Genomic DNA, 19,680 nt, shown 5'->3' on the forward strand with positions numbered 1-19,680 from the left:
CAAACGCATGACCATGACACCCGAGCAGGCCGGCTGGTTCTCCGACAACTTCACGCGGCTCGTCGCGAACGTCGAGACCGTGCTGCTGGGTAAGACCTTCGTGATCCGTCTCGGCTTCACCGCGCTGTTCAGCGAGGGCCACCTGCTGCTCGAGGACTTCCCGGGCACCGGCAAGACCTCGTTCGCCCGCGCCATCGCGCAGAGCGTCGACGGCACGAGCAACCGCGTGCAGTTCACCCCCGACCTGCTGCCCGGCGACATCACCGGCGTCAGCATCTACGACCAGCGGTCGGGCGCCTTCGAGTTCCACCGCGGACCGATCTTCGCGAACGTCGTGCTCGCCGACGAGATCAACCGCGCGAGCCCGAAGACCCAGTCGGCTCTGCTCGAGGTGATGGAGGAGGGCACCGTCACCGTCGACGGCGTGACCCATCCCGTCGGCGCCCCGTTCATGGTCATCGCCACCCAGAACCCGATCGAGCAGGCCGGCACCTACCGCCTTCCCGAGGCCCAGCTCGACCGCTTCATCATGAAGACCTCGATCGGCTACCCCGACCACAGCTCCACGCTGCGCATCCTCGAGGGCGCCGGAACCCGCGCCCACGACGTGACCGTGCCGGCGATCGCCAGCGCCGAGGTCATCAACGAGATGGCCCGTCTCGCGCGCACCGTGCACGTCGACCCCACCATCAACGACTACGTCAGCCGCCTCGTCGACGCCACCCGCTCGGCCGACGAGGTGCGCCTCGGCGCCAGCGTGCGCGGCGCCCTCGCGCTCGTCCGCACCGCGAAGACCCTCGCCGCATCCAACGGCCGCCACTACGTCATCCCCGACGACGTGAAGGCCCTCGCCGAACCGGTGCTCGCCCACCGCCTGGTGCTCGACCCGGAAGCCGAGTTCGACGGCGTGACCGGCACCAGCATCATCAGCCAGCTGCTCATCGAGACGCCCCCGCCGAGTGATCGGCAAGCCGTGTGACCCTACGGCCCGATTCCCAGTACCCGACGGCGACCGAGGGGCTCACCAACGCACGCACGCGCCTCGTCGGCAATCGCACCGGCATCGTCGCCGACACGGTCATCGTCGGAGCGCGGTTCGCGCGTGCCCTGCGTGACGTCGTCGGTCTCGTCGCCGTGCGCGCCGCCTCCGTGGTCACGCCGCTCGGCTGGTTCGTGCTGGCCTCCATCCCGCTCTCGCTGCTCGTCGGCTACGGGCTCGGCTGGATCGAACTCGTCGTCGCCGGATTCGCGGGCCTCGTGCTCGTGGCGGTGGCGATCCTCTACCTCGTCGGCCGCAACGCCGTCGCGATCCGCCTCGACGTGACGCACAGCCGCGTCGTCGTCGGGCAGAACGCGACCGGCCACGTGGTCGTGCGCAATCCCGGCAGCCGCCGCACCCTCGGCATCACCGTCGAGGTGCCCGTCGCCCACGGTCTCGCCGAGCTCGCCGTGCCGAGCCTGCCCCGCGACGGCGAATCGGTGCAGGAGTTCTCCATCCCCACCCGCCGGCGCGGCGTCGTCGCCGTCGGCCCCGTGCGCACCGTGCGCGCCGACCCGATCGGGCTCGTGCGCCGCGAGCTGGTCTGGACGGACACCCAGGAGCTCTTCATCCACCCGCGCACCATCGGTATCCCGAGCATGAGCGCCGGACTGGTGCGCGACCTCGAGGGCCAGCCGACGCGCGACCTCTCGAGTTCGGACATCGCCTTCCACGCGCTGCGCGAATACCTCCCGGGCGACGAACGCCGCAACATCCACTGGAAATCGACGGCGAAGACCGGCACCTACATGGTGCGGCAGTTCGAACAGACCCGCCGCAGCCACATCGTGATCGCCCTCAGCCTCGCGACCGTCGACTACGCCTCCGACGAGGAGTTCGAGATGGCGGTCAGCGTCGCCGGATCGCTGGGGTCGCGGGCGATCCGCGAGATCCGCGAGGTGTCGGTCGTGGTGAGCGAGAAGACCCCCGAGTTCGCGGTGCGCAAGGTGTTCGCCGTGCGGGCGCTCTCCACGCGCAGCCGCACGAAGCTGCTCGACGAGCTGGCCGTCGTCGAGTCCGCCGAGACCGCGATCGCGATCACCGACGTCGCCCGCGTCGCCGGAATGCAGGTCGCGGGCGTCTCCGTGGCGTTCCTCATCTGCGGCTCGGCCGTGACACCGGCCGACCTGCGGGCCGCGTCGACGAAGTTCCCGGCCGGCGTCGAGGTGATCGCGGTCGTCTGCGACCCGGATGCCGCACCCCGCCTGCGATCAGCCCCCGGCCTCAGCGTGCTCACCATCGGCTATCTCGAGGACCTGCCCAAGTCGCTGGCGCGGGTGGTCGCGGTATGAGCGCCGTCGCCGAGGTCGCCGAGGTCGCCGCGCCGCTCGCGGGTGCCGGAACCGGTCTGCGCCCGCGCCGGGCGCCGCGCATCCGCGTCGGATTCGTCGTCGCCAACACCCTGTTCCTCTGGCTGACCATGGGCATCGCCTCGGCCGCTCTGTGGCCGATCTACCAGAGCCCCGCGATCGTGCTGCTCGTCGTCGTCACCACGGTGGCCGGCTCGGCGATCGCGATCCTCGGCGCCGTGTTCCGCTGGTCGTCGGCGATCGTGTTCATCGCGACCGTGGCCGCGTTCCTGATCCTCGGCGTACCGCTCGCCGTGCCCCTGCAGGCGCTCTACGGCGTGCTTCCCACGCTCGACGGCCTGTGGCAGCTGGTCTCGTCCGTCGCGCTCGGCTGGAAGCAGCTCGTCACCATCACGCTCCCCGTCGGCAACTACCAGGGCCTTCTGGTACCCGCGTTCGTGCTCGTGCTGCTGGTCAGCGTGACCTGCCTCTCGACGGCGTTGCGTTCGCGCCGGGGCGCCCTCGCGGCCGTGGGCCCCGTGGTGCTGTTCGTCGTCGCGACGATGCTCGGGCCCGACTACGCGTCGTGGCCGTTCGTGCTCTCCACCGCCCTCTTGGTCGCGTCCCTCGTCTGGCTCATCTGGCGCCGCTGGTACGCGCGGCGGGCGGCGATCCGGGCCCTCGCCGTCGAGGCCCGGTCGGCCGACGGTACCCAGGCCGTCGTGCCGTCGGAACACCGGCTCTTCGGCGTCCGCACCATCGTGGCCGCCACGCTGATCCTCGCGATCGCGAGTGCCGCCGGCGTGACGGCCGCCACTTTCGCGCCCCCGGCTGGCACGCGCGAGGTGCTGCGCACGAGCGTCGAGCAGCCGTTCGACCCGCGCGAGTACGTGAGCCCCCTCTCCGGGTTCCGGCGCTACCTGCAGCCGGGCTCCGCCGACGAGACGCTCTTCACCGTCGCCGGCCTCCCGGAGGGCGCGCGCATCCGCATCGCCACCCTCGACAGCTACGACGGCATCGTCTACTCCGTCGGCAGCTCCGAGGTGACGAGCGAGTCGGGCGACTTCACCCGCGTGCCCTACCGTTTCGACCAGTCGGCGCTGACCGGCGAGCAGGTCGCTCTCGACGTGACGGTCGACGCCTACGAGGGCGTCTGGGTGCCCAGCATCGGCCAGCTCGAGACCGTCGAGTTCGGCGGCAGCCGCGCGACGACGCTGCGCGACGAGTTCTACTACAACGACACGGTGGCCACGGCCGCGGTCGTCGGCGGCATCGAGTCGGGCGACCGCTACCGGATCACCGCCGTCGTACCCGACCAGCCCTCCGAGTCTCAGCTCGCCGCCGTCACCCCCGGCGCGGAGATCGTGCCCGAGATCTCGGTGCTGCCCGACGAGACGCGCGTGGTGCTCGACCGCTACGTCGAAGGGGTGAGCGGCGCGGGCAACCGTCTCGCGGCGATGCTCGACGGCCTGCGCACCGAGGGCTATGTCAGCCACGGGATCTCCGCCGACGAGCCCGCGAGCCGGTCCGGGCACTCCGCGGACCGCATCACCCAGCTGCTCACCGACCAGCGGATGATCGGCGACGCCGAGCAGTACGCGGTCACCGCGGCGCTGATGGCCAGCGAACTCGGCTTCGCCTCGCGGGTCGTCTTCGGCTTTGTTCCGGATGTCGCGTCCGACGGTTCGTCGGACGCGACATCCACCACCACAGCCACCGCCGTCACCGGAGCCTCCGTGTCGGCCTGGCTCGAGGTCGACACCGCCGAGTACGGCTGGGTGGCCGTCGACCCGACACCCGAGGTGCGCGAGATCCCGGAGGAGGTGCCGGAGGTACCGACATCCGTCTCCCGACCCCAGTCGGTGATCCCGCCGCGCACGACCGAGCCCGAGCGGCAGATCGAGCAGTCGCCGCAGGAGACCACGCAGGACGACCAGGACGACCTACCCGAGTGGCTCGCCATCGCGCTCGTCGTGGCGCAGATCGCCGGGTGGGCGGCGCTCACGATCGCCGTGCTGGTGTCCCCGTTCCTCGTGATCATCGGGGCGAAACTGCGCCGTCGCCGGCGCCGCAGGCGCGCGGCCGACCCGCTCGCCCGCATCAGCGGCGGGTGGGACGAGTACCGGGACGCGATCGTCGACCACGGAGGGACGCCGCCCTTCGCCGCGACGCGACGCGAGGTCGCGGCATCTGTCGGGGGCACGCAGCCGGCAATTCTCGCCGCCATCGCCGACCGGGCGATGTTCGCGCCGCGCGCGCCGAGCGACGAGGAAGCCGACAAGGTCTGGAAGGCGGTCACCGAGCTGAGCGCCCACCTCGGCAGCGGTGCCACGCGCTGGCAGCGGCTCAAGGCGCGCGTGTCGACGCGGTCCTTCGGACGGCGCGACCGGCTTGATACTCTTGACGGCGGGGGCCGCAGATCGCGGCAAGCGAAACGTCAGGGGGCGACCCCGTGAATTGCAGGAACTGCGGCACCGAACTGCCGCCCGGCGCCATGTTCTGCGGCGAATGCGGTACGACCGTCGCCGTGCCGAAGGGCGGCGCCGCACCGAAGCTGGTCGAACCGTCGCGGGCACGGCCCGGGGACACCGCGGTGATCCAGCCGCTCGTGCCGAGCGCGCGGACGAGTCCGGCCGGGAGTGTGCGGGCCGCGGTGCCTGCTGTCGCTGATACGCCGCCTGCCTCGCCCGCGGTCGAGCCCGCTCCGCCCACGACTCCGATTCCGCGCATCACCGTGCCGCGGGTGCTGCCGATGCCGCCGACCGCTGCTGCGCCCGCGGATGCCGCCGTTCCGACTCCGCCCGTCCCTGTCCCGGCTCCCGCCGAGGCCGACGACGAGCACGAGGACGTCGAGGCGACCCGCCTCGTGCGTAACCGCACGGGCGGCGAACGCTTCGTGCTGCAGTTCAGTACCGGCGAGAACTCGACGGTCTACGGCACCGGCCTGATCGGCCGCAACCCCGTGCTGCAGCCCGGGGAATTCGTCGACCAGCTGGTCACCATCGTCGATCCCGGCAAGTCCGTGTCGAAGACGCACCTCGAGTTCGGGCAGACCTCCGGCGTGTTCTGGGTGAGCGACCGCTTCTCCGCCAACGGCACCGTCGTGCGCCAGCCCGACGCGCGTCCGCAGCGGCTCGACGCGGGCAAGCGCCAGCCCGTGGTGCGCGGAACGCGCATCGACATGGGCGAGCAGTTCTTCGTCGTCAGCTAGACGACTCCCTCCCCGGCAACGACAGCACACGCTTCTCCACGAGCCTGACCGCGAGGGCGGCGACACCGCGCCCCGCATGGTGGTCTGGTGCCGTGAAAGACAGCACCCAGAGCATCCCGGCGCCCGAACCACCCGCGGCACCCGCCCCCTACAGCTTCCCCCTGCTCGCCACGGTCGCGCCGGTGGTGGTGAGCATCGCGATCTGGCTCATCACCCAGTCGGTGTTCGCGCTTGTCTTCGCCGCCCTCGGTCCGGCGGTCGCCGTCGCGAGCGTGGCCGACGCCCGGCTGCAAGCACAGCGGCGTGGACGACGCGAGACGGCGCGCTTCGAGGCGGAGCTCGCCGAGGCGCGCGCCGAGATAGCGGCGGCGCACGGCCGTGAACGCGACACCCTGGTCGCCGCCTCGCCGTCGGCGTCGCGGCTCGTCGACGGCGGGTGGCCCGAATCGGAGCACTGGCTGGGGTCGCTCGACGCGGTGGTGCCCGTGTCGCTCGGGCGGGCCGAACGGCCGAGCGCCGTCACGCTCGACGCGCCGGCGTCGCGCGGCAGGACCGCCGACCACGACCGCCTGCGCGCGCTCGTCGCCCACGCCGCCCGCCTGCCCGACGCCCCCGCGATGGTCGACGCGCGCCTCGGCATCGGCGTGGCCGGGCCGGACCCGCTCGCGACGGCGGTCGCGCGCGGGATCGTGCTGCAGCTCGCGGCCTCGCTCTCGCCGCTCACCCACTCGTTGACCCTCGAGACCGCGGAGGCATCCACGGCGCGGGCCGAGTGGCTGTGGCTGGACGAGCTGCCGCACGACCTCGTGCTCGTGGACGGCGGCGAGACGGTGCTCCGCGTGCAGTCGCGGCAGCCGCCCGGCGTGGCCGCCACCCGCGGGCCGGAGTCCGCGGCCGTCGCCGTCGCGGGCCGGCGGGAGGCGCTGCCGCGGTTCGCCCGGGTCGTGGTGTGGGCGGGCGACGGGCAGTCGCGGCTCGTGCAGCACCCCGATCTCGCCGAGCTCGGTCCGCTGCGGCTCGAGCCGGTCTCGCGGGAGCAGGCGCTGCTCGTCGCCCGGGCCATGACGGCGCACGCCCGGCGGGCGCGGCTGGTCGGCGGTGTCGCCGCGCTTCCCGCGGAGCTCGCCTTCGACGAATGCGGCGGTCGGGAGACGGGGGAGCGGCCGGCCGGACTCGACTGCGTCGTGGGCGTCACCGCGGCCGGCCCGCTGCGGCTGGACCTCGCCGCCCACGGCCCGCACGCCGTGGTCGGCGGGACGACCGGCAGCGGCAAGAGCGAGCTGCTCGTCGCCTGGGTGCTCGCGATGGCGCGGGCGCACCCGCCACGCGCGGCGAGCGTGCTGCTCGTCGACTTCAAGGGCGGCTCCGCCTTCGCCGCCCTCGCCGCTCTGCCGCACTGCGTCGGCGTCATCACCGACCTCGACGAGACGGGTGCCGCGCGGGCGCTCGAGAGCCTCGCCGCCGAACTGCGCCGCCGCGAACGGGTACTCGCCGCCGCCGGCGCGAAGTCCGTCGATGCTCCGGGAACGGGCGGCGCCGTGGCCGACCTGCCGCGGCTCGTCATCGTCGTCGACGAGTTCGCCGCAATGGTCGCCGGCTTCCCCGAGCTGCACGCGCTGTTCGGCGACGTCGCCGCCCGCGGCCGGTCGCTCGGCGTGCACCTCGTGCTCTGCACCCAGCGGCCCGCGGGGGTGATCCGCGACGCGGTGCTCGCCAACAGCGGGCTGCGGGTGTCGCTGCGGGTGAACAACCGCGGCGACAGCGTCGCGGTGATCGGCAGCGACGAGGCGGCCGCGCTCCCGTTGTCGCCGCGCGGCCGGGCCTGGGTCGCGGCCGACGGCGACGCACCGGTGCTCGCGCAGTTCCCGCTCGTGGCGCCGCAGGACATCGACGCGGTCGCGCGACGCTGGTCGGCCGACTCTTACCGTCCGCACCGGCCCTGGCTCGACCCGCTGCCCGACCTGGTGCGGCCCGGCGACCTCGCTCCGGGGGAGCCGGGCGGCATCCCGGTCGGCCGCCTCGACGATCCCGCCCGGCAGAGTCAGCCGACCGCGTTCTACCGGCCGGCCACCCACGGCAACCTGCTCGTCGTCGGGGGAGCGGGCGCGGGCAAGACCGGCGTGCTCGACACTCTCGCCGCCGCCGCGTCGCCGATCCGCGTCTCACGGGTGCCGCACGACATCGAGGGCGCGTGGGACGTGCTGACCGCGACCCTCGCGGCCGTCCGTGGCGGGGACGTGGCCGGGAGCACGCTCGTGCTGCTCGACGACCTCGACACCCTCGTCGCGCGGTTTCCCGAGGAATACGAGGGCGCCGTGCTCGAGCTGGTGACGCAGGGTCTGCGCGAGGGGCCGGGACGCGGCATCCACTGGGCCCTCACCGCGCAGCGGTTGACGTCGGGGCTGCACTCGGTCGCCGCCCTCTGCGGCAGCCGGCTGCTCCTGCGTCTGCCGTCCCGGCAGGAACACGTGCTCGCGGGCGGCGACGGCGAGCACTTCTCGTCCGCGCTGCCGCCGGGTGCGGGCCGTTGGGAAGGACTGCGCGTGCAGATCGCGCACACGGAGGCGGAGCCGCGGCCACACCCGAGCCGCCCGGCACCGCCCGTCCTCGACCTCTCCCGGCCGCTCGCCGTCGTCACCCGGCGCCCCGCGCAGTTCGCGGACCGGCTGCGGCGCAGTGTCCCCGCGCTCAGCCGATCCGGAGCGGTCTCGGTGCTGGGCGCGGAGGGGATCGGCGTCTCGACCGGCGGATCCGCCGCGGTCGTCGGCGACGCGCAGGCCTGGCTCTCGAGCTGGGGATCGATCGCCGCGCTGCGGGCGACCCATACGCTCGTGGTCGAGGGCTGCGGTGCCGCCGAGTTCCGCAGCATCACCCGCGTGACCGAGCTGCCCCCGCCGCTCGCCCCGACGCCGGGCGGCGGCACCCCCGCGGCCTTCTGGGCACTCGACCCCGACGGACGGATCACGCGTGCGACGCTCCCGCGCGCACCCGGGCCGTGACCCCGCACACTATGGAATCCGCAGGATTCCGTCCGTTCCGCCACTGATGCGCGTGAAATTCTTGTTACAAGGTGACGATTTGCCTAGTTCTTTACTGGTCGCGGTCGCTCCGTTATGCAAGTATCGGAGCACGGCGCAGGAGGCATCGGCGTCAGGCAGAGCGTCCACATCGATCACACGACACCAAGCGAACCACCCGACGTCAGAAAGCACCGAGGAGCCCCCGTGAACAGAGCACTTCCCGAAGACCCGATGATCCGCCGGCTCGTCCAGCAAGCCCGTCAGTCGCAGGTCTCCCGCCGTGCTCTCCTCGGAACGGGTGGCGCGGCCGCCACGGCCCTCGCCCTCGCCGCCTGCAGCACCCCCGCCGCGTCGAAGCCGACGGCGGCCCCCGACGAATCCGACACCGACAAGACGCTCAACTGGGCGAACTGGGCCGCCTACATCGACGAGGCCGACGACGGCAGCTACCCGACCCTCGACCGCTTCCAGGAGGAGACCGGCATCGCCGTCACCTACCTCGTCGACGTCGACGACAACAACTCGTACTACGGCAAGGTCAAAGACCAACTCGCCCTCGGCCAGGACATCGGCGCCGACACCGTCTGTCTCACCGACTGGATGGTCGCCCGCCTGATCAACTTCGGCTACACGCAGGAACTCGACCACGCCAACATCCCGAACATCTCGAACCTCATCGCCAGCCTGCAGGAGCCCGACTTCGACGCCGGCCGAAAGATGTCGCTGCCGTGGCAGGGCGGGTTCGCCGGCATCTGCTGGAACAAGGAGAAGCTGCCGAACGGCCTGAAGAGCGTCAACGACCTCTGGGACCCGGAACTCAAGGGCCGCGTCGGCGTGCTCTCCGAGATGCGCGACACCATCGGCTTGATCATGCTGCAGGAGGGCATCGACATCTCCGGCGACTTCAGCGACGCGGATTTCTCGAAGGGCGTCGACATCTTCCGCGAGCAGGTCGAGTCGGGCCAGATCCGCAACGTCAAGGGCAACTCGTACCTCGAGGACCTCACCAACGAAGACACCCTTGCCGCGATCGTCTGGTCGGGCGACATCACCGTCATCAACGCCGAGGCCGGCGACAAGTGGGAGTTCGTGATCCCCGAGGCCGGCGGCACGATCTGGAACGACAACTTCGTCGTGCCGATCGGCTCGCGCCGCAAGGCCAACGCCGAGAAGCTCATGAACTACTACTACGAGCCCGAGGTGGCCGCCGAGGTCGCCGCGTGGGTGAACTACATCACCCCCGTCGAGGGTGCGAAGGAAGCGATGGAGGCGATCGACCCCGAACTGGCCGAGAACCAGCTCATCTTCCCGAACGAGGAGACCCTCTCCACCGTCAAGCTGTTCCGCACGCTCACCTCGGCCCAGGAACAGACCTACGGCGCCGAGTTCCAGAGCGTCCTGCTCGGCGTCTGAACCACCGGCACCGGAGGAGCACCACAATGGCACAGGGTTCATTCGCCGAATCGGGCGCCGACCTCGAACTCGTCGGAATCACCAAGCGGTTCCCCGGGTTCACGGCGATCGAAGAGCTCAACCTCACCATCCCTGCCGGCTCGTTCTTCGCGCTGCTCGGACCCTCGGGCTGCGGCAAGACCACGACCCTCCGGCTCGTCGCGGGACTCGAGGAAGCCACCGCGGGCCGCATCCTGATCGGCGGCAAGGACGTCACGACCACCAAGTCGTTCCAGCGGCCGGTGAACACGGTGTTCCAGAGCTACGCGCTGTTCCCGCACATGAGCGTGCTCGAGAACGTCGCGTTCGGTCTGAAGAGACGCAAGATCACGGATGCCACGGCGAAAGCCCACGAGGCCCTGCGGCTCGTCGAGCTGGACCACCTGGCACAGCGCAAACCCCAGCAGCTCTCCGGCGGACAGCAGCAGCGCGTCGCCCTCGCCCGTGCCGTCGTCAACCGTCCGGCCCTCCTCCTGCTCGACGAGCCGCTGGGTGCCCTCGACCTCAAGCTGCGTCGCCAGATGCAGATCGAGCTGAAGACGATCCAGCAGGATGTCGGGCTCACCTTCCTCCACGTGACACACGACCAGGAAGAGGCCATGACCATGGCCGACACCGTGGCCGTGATGAACAAGGGGCAGATCGAGCAGATGGGCGCCCCCGAAGAGCTGTACGAACTGCCGAAGACCGCGTTCGTCGCCAACTTCCTCGGCCAGTCGAACCTGTTCACCGGACCCGTCGTCTCCTCCAGCAGCGAGTCGATCGTCGTCGACGTCGCCGGCCGGTCGATCGAGATCCCGCGGGAGCGTGCCCAGCGCCACGCGGGAGAGGTCACCGTGGGCGTCCGCCCCGAGAAGCTCATGCTGCACACGTCGGCGCCCCAGAAGGCCGCCGGCACGAACATCATCGGACCGGGCCGCGTCACCGACGTCTCGTTCAGCGGCGTCAGCACGCAGTACCAGGTCGCCGTTCCCGGTCTCGGCTCGATCGTCGTCTTCGCGCAGAACATGGTCTTCGGCCCGGTGGTCTCGCTCGGCGCGGAGGTCTGGCTGAGCTGGACCGTCGACCACGGCTTCGGTCTCGCCGACGACCCGGCCGACTCGCCGCGCTTCGCGGCCGATACCGACACGCAGTCTCTCGCCGCCCAGAAGCGCGAGAAGCTCGAGGCGGAGTTGGAAGAGGCCTAGGGATGGCCTTCGGAGCATTCGCCGGCGCCGCCGCCGCGCCGGCCGAACCGGCGATCCGCAAGCGCAGCAAGGTCGCGTTACTGCTGCTGCTTCCCGGCATCCTGTATCTCGCCCTGTTCTTCCTCGCACCGCTGCTCTCGCTCGTCATCACGTCGTTCCAGGCGCCGGTGGAGTTCGGCGACATCGGGCAGTACCAGACGGCGTTCAAATGGGAGAACTACACGACCGTGCTCGGCACCTACGGGCCGCACATCGTCCGCTCGTTCGTCTTCGCGGCGACCGCCACCGTGCTCGCGCTGCTGTTCAGCTTCCCGCTCGCCTACTTCATCGGCGTGAAGCTGCGCCGCTTCCCGTTGCTGCAGGCGCTCGGCCTCACGCTGGTGATCGCGCCGTTCTTCATCAGCTTCCTGCTGCGCACCCTCGCGTGGAAGCAGCTGCTCTCCGACGAGAGCTGGTTCGTCTCCGCGTTGCACGGCCTGCAGCTGCTGCCGCCCGGCGAGCACGTCACCGGCACCGCGTTCTCGGTGATCTTCGGCCTCACCTACAACTTCATCCCGTTTATGACCCTGCCGATCTATACGTCGCTCGAGAAACTCGACCTGCGCTACGTCGAGGCCGGGGGAGACCTGTACGCGAGCCCCGCGTCGACGTTCTTCCGGGTGACGGTGCCGCTCGCGGCGCCGGGCATCATCTCGGGCTCCCTGGTCACCTTCATCCCGGCGGCGGGCGATTACATCAACGCGAGCCGCGACTTCCTCGGCAGCACCGACACGGCGATGATCGGCAACGTGATCGAGGCGAACTTCCTCGTGCTGCAGAACTATCCGGCGGCGGCCGCGCTGTCGCTCATCCTCATGGTGGCGATCCTGATCCCGGTCAGCGTCTACGTCGTGAAAAGCGGAACGGACGACCTGCTGTGAACGCCTTCTCCCGCTGGTTCGGCCGCTACGCGCTCTGGATCTACTCGGTCCTCGCCTTCGTGTTCCTGCTCGTGCCCATCGCGTACACGATCATCTTCTCGTTCAACGACTCGCGGCGCTCGAACATCGTCTGGCGCGGGTTCACCCTCGACAACTGGACCCAGGTCTGCCAGTCGCAGGGCGTGTGCGAGGCGTTCGGCAACAGCCTCGTCGTCGGCGTGATCGCGACCCTGCTCGCCACGACCCTCGGCACCATGATCGCGATCGCCCTCGTGCGGTTCCGCTTCCCGTTCCGCAACTCGACCACCCTGCTGCTCTTCCTGCCGATGGCGACGCCCGAGGTCGTGCTCGGCGCGGGACTCGCGGCCGAGTTCCTCACGGCCGGCGTGCAGAAGGGCATCGTTACCGTCATCCTCGCCCACACCATGTTCTGCATCAGTTTCGTGGTGGTCACGGTGCGCGCCCGCGTCGCGAGCCTCGACCCGGCACTCGAGGAGGCGGGACGCGACCTCTACGCCTCGCCAGCCCAGGTCTTCGCGCGCATCACGTTCCCGCTGCTGCTGCCCGGCATCATCGCGGCGGCGCTGCTGAGCTTCGCGCTGAGCTTCGACGACTTCATCATCACGAACTTCAACTCGGGGTCGTTCGTGACGTTCCCCAAGTACGTCTACACGGCGGCGGCGCGCGGCATCCCCGCCGAGGCGAACGTCATCGCGTCGGCGGTGTTCATCATCGCGATCGTGTTCGTGGTGACCTCGCAGGTCAGCGCCGCGGCGAAGCGGAAGCGGCTGGCGCGCGAAGGCTAGACGGTCCCTGAGCGTGTCGAGCGGCGAGTGACCGCTTCGACAGGCACTGCTTCGACAAGCTCAGCGACCGCGGGTCACAGGCGCGCGAAACCCTCGGCGATGACCGAGAGCGCGTCCGCGAGCAGCTCGTCGCTGATGGCGAGGCTCGGGAGGAAGCGCAGCACGTTGCCGTAGGTGCCGGCGGTGAGCAGCAGGACACCGTTCTGTGCGGCGTACGCGGAGAGGGCGGCGACCGCCTCGGGGTTCGGGTCCGTGGTGCCGGGCTGCACGAGCTCGATCGCGATCATCGCGCCGATGCCGCGCACGTCGCCGATGACCGGGTAGGTCTTCTGCAGCTCGAGGAGTCCGGCCGTGAGGGTCGCGCCGATGCGCGTTCCCTCGGCGAGCAGGTCGTTCGACTCGATCTGCTCGAAGACGGCGACGGCGGCCGCCGCGGCGACGGGGTTGCCGCCGAAGGTGCCGCCGAGTCCGCCGGGCTGGGCCGAGTCCATGATCTCCGCGCGGCCGGTGACGCCCGCGAGGGGTAGACCGCCGGCGATGCCCTTGGCCGAGAGCACCATGTCCGGCACGACGCCGAAGTGCTCGCTGGCCCAGTACTTGCCGGTGCGGGCCATGCCGCTCTGGATCTCGTCGGCGATGAAGACGATGCCGTTGGCGGTGCACCAGTCCTGGAGCGCGGGGAGGTAGCCGTCGGCCGGGACCATAAAGCCGCCCTCGCCCTGGATGGGCTCGACGATGAGGCAGGCGAGATCGGATGCCCCGACCGTCTTCTCGAGGTAGGAGATCGTGCGCTTCGCCGCGTCGGGGCCGCTCAGGCCGTCGTGGAACGGGTAGGAGCTCGGCGCGCGGTAGACGTCGCCGGCGAACGGGCCGAAGCCGGTGCTGTAGGGGGAGGCCTTGAAGTTCATGGCCATGGTGAGGTTGGTGCGGCCGTGGTACGCGTGCTCGAGCACCGCGACGCCGTAGCGGCCGGTGTGCTTGCGGGCGATCTTGACGCCGTTCTCGACGGCCTCCGCGCCAGAGTTCACCAGCACGGTCTTCTTGGCGTGGTCGCCGGGGGTGTGCTCTGCGAGCAGCTCGGCGACGCGCACGTAGCTCTCGTAGGGCGTGATCGTGAACAGCGTGTGCGTCACGTTGTTCAGCTGCTCGGTCGCGGCGGCGACGACGGCGTCGTTGGTGTGGCCGATCGTGGTCACGCCGATGCCGGCACCGAGGTCGATGAACTGGTTGCCGTCCACGTCGACGACGATCGCGCCGTGGGCCTTCTCGATGTAGACCGCGAGGGTCGTTCCGACACCGGCCGGGACCACTGCGAGCCGACGCTCGTGCAGGGCCTGCGACTTGGGACCGGGGACGGCGGTCACGACGCGGCGCTCCTGGACGATCGAAGCGGCGGAGGTCGTGGTTTCTGCGAGCAAGTCAGTCATGATGGAGTCAAGATTACTCTTCCGGCGCTGATTGCTCGGAAGCCCGACCGGGACGAAGGCAAGAATGAATCTCGAGCACCACTACGCGACCTCGATCGAGTGGGCCGGCAACCGCGGCACCGGCACGAGCGCCTACAAGGCCTACGGTCGGGAGACCGTCATCTCGGCCGCGGGCAAGGAGTCGATCGACGGCTCGAGCGACCGCGTCTTCCACGGCAATCCCGAGCGCTGGAACCCCGAGGAACTGCTCATCTCCGCGCTCAGCGAGTGCCACCTGCTCAGCTACCTGCACGTCGCCGCGACCAACGGCATCGTCGTCACCGCGTATACCGACGACGCGACCGGTACCCTCGTGCAGACCGCCGATGGCGGCGGCCACATCAGCACCGTGACCCTGCGACCGCGCGTCACGATTTCCGGCGGGGACGCCGAACTGGCGCTCGCACTGCACGCCGAGGCCCGCAAAAAGTGCTTCATCGCGGCATCCGTGAACTTCCCTGTGCTGCACGAGCCCGAAATCCTCGTCGTTCCGGCCTAACTGTACAAACGCGGGCCCGCACTGTGACACGATGGAAAAATGAGGCGTTTCTGGGCAGTGGCACTCCTGAGCGCGCTGTTCCTGATGACCGCCGCCGTCGCGCCGGCTGACGCCGTCGAGAACGTCGCCGCCTGCGGTTGCGGCGCTGTCGTTCCGGCACCCGGCACCACCGCCGAGGTCACCGGCGAATCCGCCATCGTCAGTCTCCAGGGCGGCGTCGAGACCATCGTGCTCTCGCTCGGGGTGAACAGCACGCTGCCCGGCGTCGGCCTCGTCGTGCCGACTCCCACGCCGGCCAGCGTCGTCCCCGGCGATGCGGCGCTGTTCGACGCGCTCGACGCCCAGCTCGAGCCGGCCCCCCGGTACGTCGACGACTGGTGGGGCAACCTCGCCCAGCCGGCGAGTGCGGAACCGACCGTGCTCTCCCGCGTGCAGGTGGGGGACTACGAGGCGACGTCGCTCGCGGCATCCGACTCTGCCGGTCTCAACGCCTGGCTGTCGGCCCACGGCTACGCACTCCCGCCCGAGACCGCGGCACTGCTCCAGGGCTACGTCGCCAAGAACTGGTACTTCACGGCCATCAAGCTCGCGAACGACGCGGGCGGCAGCGGCGCCGGGATCGACGGCCGGGTCGACCCGATCCAGATCTCCTTCCCCTCCGAGACGATGGTCTACCCGCTCGGCCTCGCCAAGTCGGCGCTGACCGAGCAGTCCCTCCGGCTCTCCGTCATCGGCGGCACCCGCGCGGACCTCGTGCAGGCCGGATCGCCGAGCACGCCGCTCAACGCCGCCGAAAAGGTGGTCTGGGCCGGCCCGGTCACCGAGGAGGCCCTGCTGCCGCTCGGCGGCTACCTCACCGTGGTCGACCTGACGTTCGACTCGCCCGCGACCCAGATCATCGAGGACATCGGCATCGTCGCCGCGCCCAACGACGACGTGGTCGCGCCGACGACCCTGGTGGTGCGGCCCGTGACACTGCTCGGCTTCCCGCTGGGCACGCTGCTCGTCGTGTGGGCGGGGCTCGGCCTGCTCGCCGCGGTGGCGGCGGTCGTCGCCCGTAGCAGACTCCGTTAGGGACGCAACTCGGCCAGCTGCCACCGCCCGCACAGGTTGGCGGCGCGGGGATAGGCGACAATAGTCCCTGTTCCCTGCACAGGAAACACAGACTCCCCAGCCAGGGACACACATCAGAAGGGTGCGGAATTTGCGTCGCACAGCATTGTCACTCGTGGTCGTTCTCGGCCTCGTCGGTTCCCTCGCGGCCTGCACCACCGCGGACGCCCCCGAGGAGAGTGCCGACTGCACTCCCACATCGGCGGGCACCGAGTCCGACAGCGTGACGGTCGACGGCGACTTCGGCGCTGCGCCGACGGTCACCTTCGAGACCCCGCTGACCACGGAGGAGACGCAGCGCACCGTCGCCATCAGCGGAGACGGCACGGTCGCCGAGGAGGGCGACGTCGTCACCGTCGACTTCCAGCTCTACAACGCGACGAGCGGCGAGCAGGTCTCCGGCACCGAGTTCGCCGAGGGCTCCACCACGACGTTCTCCGTCGACAGCGAGGCGTACCTCACCGGCATCGTGAAGACCCTCGAGTGCTCGGCCGTCGGCTCGCGCGTCGTCGGCGTCATTCCCCCCGCCGACTCCTGGGGCGACACCGGAGCCACCGACCTCGGCGTCGCGGCCACCGACACGATCGTCCTCGTGATGGACATCGTCGACGTGACCACGCCGGTCACCACCGACGAGACCCTGCCCAAGGCCGACGGCGAAGACCAGGAACTGCCCGAGGGCTTCCCGGCGATCGGCGTCACCCTCGCCGAAGACGGCACCCCGACACTCACCCTCCCGGGCGGTGACGCCCCCACCGAGCTGCAGCTCGCCGTGCTGAAGAAGGGCGACGGGCCCGAGGTCGCCACCGGCGCCGACGTGCAGGTGCACTACGTCGGTATGAAGTGGTCGGACGGCACGGTCTTCGACGAGAGCTGGTCGAGCGGCACGCCCGTGTCGTTCAACACGGCCGCCGTCATCCCCGGATTCACCCAGGCGCTCGAGGGCCAGACCGTCGGCTCGCAGGTGCTCGTCGTGATCCCGCCGGCACTCGGCTACGGCGAGGCCTCTGCCGACAACACGAACGCCCTCGCCGGCGAGACCCTCGTGTTCATCGTCGACATCCTCGGTCTCGGCACCTAAGCATCACTTCGCGGGTTGAGCCTGCCGAAACCCCTCTTCCGGGGTTTCGGCAGGCTCTGCCCGTTTAAGCTGTCACCGTGCGCACAGTCATCGTCCTCGGGTCCACCGGGTCCATCGGAGTCCAGGCCCTCGAGGTCATCGCCGACAACCCCGACCGCTTCCAGATCGTGGGGCTCACCGCCGGCACCAGTGCCGAGAAGCTCGCCGAACAGGCGGCGGCGTTCGATGTCGAGCACACGGCTCTAGGGGCGGATGCCGCCAGCGAGCTGGTCCGCTCGGTGCCGGCCGATGTCGTGCTGAACGGTATCACCGGCTCTGTCGGCCTCGGACCGACCCTCGCCGCGCTCGAATCGGGCGCCACCCTCGCCCTCGCCAACAAGGAATCCCTCATCGTGGGCGGCGACCTCGTCAAGCGTCTCGCGGCACCCGGACAGATCGTCCCGGTCGACTCCGAGCACTCGGCGATCGCGCAGGCCCTGCGCTCGGGCACCGCCGCCGAGGTGCGCCGCCTCGTCGTCACCGCGTCGGGCGGCCCGTTCCGCGGCCGCTCCCGCGAGTCCCTCGTAAACGTGACCCCGCGCGAAGCCCTCGCGCACCCGACCTGGGACATGGGGCTCGTGGTCACCACCAACTCGTCGACCCTCGTCAACAAGGGGCTCGAGGTCATCGAGGCCCACCTGCTGTTCGACGTGCCGTACGACGACATCGCCGTCACCGTGCACCCGCAGTCGATCGTGCACTCCATGGTCGAGTTCGTCGACGGCTCGACGATCGCCCAGGCCAGCCCGCCCGACATGAAGCTGCCGATCTCGCTCGGCCTCGACTGGCCGAACCGGGTCGCGGGCGTCGGAGTGGCGCTCGACTGGACCACGCCGAGCGCGTGGACCTTCGAACCGCTCGACAACGACGTGTTCCCCGCGGTCGAGCTCGCCAAGACCGTGGGCCGGCTCGGCGGGACCTTCCCCGCGGTGTTCAACGCCGCGAACGAACAGGCCGTGCTCGCCTTCCACGCCGGTCGCATCGGGTTCCTCGACATCGTCGACACCATCACCCGCGTGGTCGAGGCGCACGAGGCGGGGGAGCTCTCGCTCGACGGCGTCTACGAGGCCGAACGCTGGGCACGGGAGACCGCCGACCGGCTGCTCGGAACCCGCTCTTAGCGTTCAGCCGGCGCACAGCAGAATCATGGCTGGCCGCCGGTACTCTTAGCGCGTGGAAACCGTGCTGCTCTTCATCCTCGGCGTCGTCATCGTCGTCCTCGGCCTCGCCGTGTCCATCGGCCTGCACGAAGTCGGCCACCTCCTGCCCGCGAAGCTGTTCGGGGTGAAGGTCGGGCAGTACATGATCGGCTTCGGCCCGACGCTGTGGTCGAAGAGATTCGGCGAGACCGAATACGGCCTCAAGGCGATCCCCATGGGCGGGTACATCTCCATGGCCGGTATGTACCCGGTCGCCAAGGGAGACACCGCGCCGCGCGACTCCAGCACCGGGTTCCTCGAGGTGCTCTCGCAGGACGCCACCACCAGCACCCTCGTCGCCGACGCCACGGGCAGCACGGCCACCAGCACCGTGCCCGTCGAGGCCGTCGACGAGAACCGGTTCTTCTACAAGCTCTCCGCCTGGAAGCGCATCATCATCATGCTCGGCGGGCCGGTCATGAACCTGCTCATCGGCATCGTGCTCTACGCGATCCTCCTCTGCGGTTTCGGCGTCGCCCAGTCCTCGACCACCCTCGGCCAGGTCGACGAGTGCGTCGTGCCGGCCACGAGCGCGAGCCAGGAGTGCGCGGCCGACGACGCCCAGGCACCCGGCGCCGCGGGCGGCCTGCTGCCCGGCGACACGCTGGTCAGCCTCGGCGGGACCGCGATCACCTCGTGGACGCAGGCGACCGAGATCATCCGCGAGTCCGCGGGCGACGACCTCGCCGTCGTCGTCGAGCGCGACGGCGAGAACGTCGACCTCACCGTCGTCCCGCTGCTCACCGAGCGCTACGTCTACGACGACAACGGCGAGATCCTCGAGGACGAGAACGGCACCGCGGTCACCGAGAAGGTCGGCTTCCTCGGCATCGGTCCGGCCACCGAGACCGTGCAGCAGCCGATCACCGCCGTGCTCCCCGCGGTCGGCGACAACATCACCCGCGTCGGCACGATGATCCTCAACCTCCCCGACCGCCTCGTCGACGTCGTCAACGCCGCGTTCGGCACCGAGGAACGCGACGTCAACGGCCCGATCAGCGTCGTCGGCGTGGGCCGTCTCGCCGGGGAGATCTCCAGCCTCGACACCATCCCCGTCGTCGACAAGGCGGCCAGCCTCATCGGCCTGCTCGCCTCGCTCAACATCGCCCTGTTCGTCTTCAACCTGGTGCCGCTGCTGCCGCTCGACGGCGGACACGTCGCCGGCGCCGTCTGGGAGACCATCCGCCGGTTCTTCGCGAAGCTGTTCAAGCGCCCCGACCCCGGCCCCTTCGACATCTCCAAGTTCGTGCCGGTCACCCTCGTCGTCGTGGTGCTCCTCGGCGCGATGAGCGCCCTGCTCATCTACGCCGACCTGGTCAAGCCGATCAGCATCCTCTAGCTCCAGCGCATCCTCACCCG

Annotated in this window: 15 protein-coding genes; 14 read left to right on the forward strand and 1 reads right to left on the reverse strand. The window is 70.4% G+C overall.

Annotated elements, in window-relative coordinates:
* Positions 1-7: 7 nt before the first annotated feature.
* The 9 genes from HD599_RS05155 to HD599_RS05195 all read left to right on the forward strand — a co-directional run bounded on the left by HD599_RS05155 (position 8) and on the right by HD599_RS05195 (position 12,924).
* Entirely contained in the window at positions 8-979 is a 972-nt protein-coding gene (locus tag HD599_RS05155) for an AAA family ATPase (protein ID WP_184234237.1), read from the forward strand.
* Positions 976-2,331, forward strand: coding sequence for a DUF58 domain-containing protein (locus tag HD599_RS05160; protein WP_184234239.1), 1,356 nt, complete (start codon positions 976-978; stop codon positions 2,329-2,331). Before HD599_RS05155 ends, HD599_RS05160 begins: the two co-directional genes overlap by 4 nt.
* Entirely contained in the window at positions 2,328-4,784 is a 2,457-nt protein-coding gene (locus tag HD599_RS05165) for a transglutaminase TgpA family protein (protein WP_184234241.1), read from the forward strand. Before HD599_RS05160 ends, HD599_RS05165 begins: the two co-directional genes overlap by 4 nt.
* Entirely contained in the window at positions 4,781-5,539 is a 759-nt protein-coding gene (locus HD599_RS18290) for a zinc-ribbon domain-containing protein (RefSeq protein ID WP_184234243.1), read from the forward strand. Before HD599_RS05165 ends, HD599_RS18290 begins: the two co-directional genes overlap by 4 nt.
* A gap of 92 nt (positions 5,540-5,631) precedes the next feature.
* Positions 5,632-8,538 carry an FtsK/SpoIIIE domain-containing protein gene (locus tag HD599_RS05175; RefSeq protein ID WP_184234245.1) on the forward strand — a complete coding sequence of 969 codons (2,907 nt, stop codon included), beginning with the start codon at positions 5,632-5,634 and terminating at the stop codon, positions 8,536-8,538.
* Between the two features lie 225 nt (positions 8,539-8,763).
* Complete coding sequence (locus HD599_RS05180; RefSeq protein ID WP_343061895.1) at positions 8,764-9,972, forward strand: ABC transporter substrate-binding protein; 1,209 nt, start codon at positions 8,764-8,766, stop codon at positions 9,970-9,972.
* Between the two features lie 26 nt (positions 9,973-9,998).
* Positions 9,999-11,198, forward strand: a complete 1,200-nt coding sequence (locus HD599_RS05185; RefSeq protein ID WP_184234247.1) for an ABC transporter ATP-binding protein — start codon at positions 9,999-10,001, stop codon at positions 11,196-11,198.
* A 2-nt stretch (positions 11,199-11,200) separates the two neighbouring features.
* Positions 11,201-12,118: an ABC transporter permease gene (locus HD599_RS05190; protein WP_184234249.1), complete on the forward strand. Its 918-nt coding sequence runs from the start codon at positions 11,201-11,203 to the stop codon at positions 12,116-12,118.
* Entirely contained in the window at positions 12,115-12,924 is an 810-nt protein-coding gene (locus HD599_RS05195; protein WP_184234251.1) for an ABC transporter permease subunit, read from the forward strand. The genes HD599_RS05190 and HD599_RS05195 overlap by 4 nt, the downstream gene beginning before the upstream one ends.
* 74 nt (positions 12,925-12,998) lie before the next feature.
* On the opposite strand, the gene gabT is transcribed toward HD599_RS05195, so the two are convergent.
* Positions 12,999-14,351, reverse strand: a complete 1,353-nt coding sequence (gene gabT, locus HD599_RS05200) for a 4-aminobutyrate--2-oxoglutarate transaminase (protein WP_184234253.1) — start codon at positions 14,349-14,351, stop codon at positions 12,999-13,001.
* A 64-nt stretch (positions 14,352-14,415) separates the two neighbouring features.
* Between gabT and HD599_RS05205 the strand changes: the two genes are divergently transcribed.
* The 5 genes from HD599_RS05205 (at position 14,416) to HD599_RS05225 (ending at position 19,660) form a co-directional block, all read left to right on the forward strand.
* The gene (locus HD599_RS05205; protein WP_184234255.1) at positions 14,416-14,889 is read left to right on the forward strand and encodes an OsmC family protein; all 474 of its coding nucleotides are present in this window, start codon (positions 14,416-14,418) and stop codon (positions 14,887-14,889) included.
* A 57-nt stretch (positions 14,890-14,946) separates the two neighbouring features.
* Positions 14,947-15,963 (forward strand): DUF2330 domain-containing protein, encoded by a 1,017-nt coding sequence (locus HD599_RS05210; RefSeq protein ID WP_184234257.1) that lies wholly within the window; start codon positions 14,947-14,949, stop codon positions 15,961-15,963.
* Between the two features lie 154 nt (positions 15,964-16,117).
* Complete coding sequence (locus tag HD599_RS05215) at positions 16,118-17,083, forward strand: FKBP-type peptidyl-prolyl cis-trans isomerase (protein ID WP_343061897.1); 966 nt, start codon at positions 16,118-16,120, stop codon at positions 17,081-17,083.
* 77 nt (positions 17,084-17,160) lie between these two features.
* Positions 17,161-18,243, forward strand: coding sequence for a 1-deoxy-D-xylulose-5-phosphate reductoisomerase (gene dxr / locus HD599_RS05220; protein ID WP_184234261.1), 1,083 nt, complete (start codon positions 17,161-17,163; stop codon positions 18,241-18,243).
* A 52-nt stretch (positions 18,244-18,295) separates the two neighbouring features.
* The gene (locus tag HD599_RS05225) at positions 18,296-19,660 is read left to right on the forward strand and encodes a site-2 protease family protein (RefSeq protein WP_184234263.1); all 1,365 of its coding nucleotides are present in this window, start codon (positions 18,296-18,298) and stop codon (positions 19,658-19,660) included.
* Positions 19,661-19,680 lie beyond the last annotated feature (20 nt).

It is taken from the genome of Conyzicola lurida, assembly GCF_014204935.1.
Lineage (GTDB): Bacteria > Actinomycetota > Actinomycetes > Actinomycetales > Microbacteriaceae > Conyzicola > Conyzicola lurida.

Excerpts from the sequence above, each read along its gene's own strand:
- HD599_RS05155 (WP_184234237.1), top strand. The coding sequence starts at position 8 with ATGACCATGACACCCGAGCAGGCCGGCTGGTTCTCCGACAACTTCACG.
- HD599_RS05165 (WP_184234241.1), top strand. The coding sequence starts at position 2,328 with ATGAGCGCCGTCGCCGAGGTCGCCGAGGTCGCCGCGCCGCTCGCGGGT.
- HD599_RS05185 (WP_184234247.1), top strand. The coding sequence starts at position 9,999 with ATGGCACAGGGTTCATTCGCCGAATCGGGCGCCGACCTCGAACTCGTC.
- HD599_RS05190 (WP_184234249.1), top strand. The coding sequence starts at position 11,201 with ATGGCCTTCGGAGCATTCGCCGGCGCCGCCGCCGCGCCGGCCGAACCG.
- gabT (WP_184234253.1), bottom strand. The coding sequence starts at position 14,351 with ATGACTGACTTGCTCGCAGAAACCACGACCTCCGCCGCTTCGATCGTC.
- HD599_RS05205 (WP_184234255.1), top strand. The coding sequence starts at position 14,416 with ATGAATCTCGAGCACCACTACGCGACCTCGATCGAGTGGGCCGGCAAC.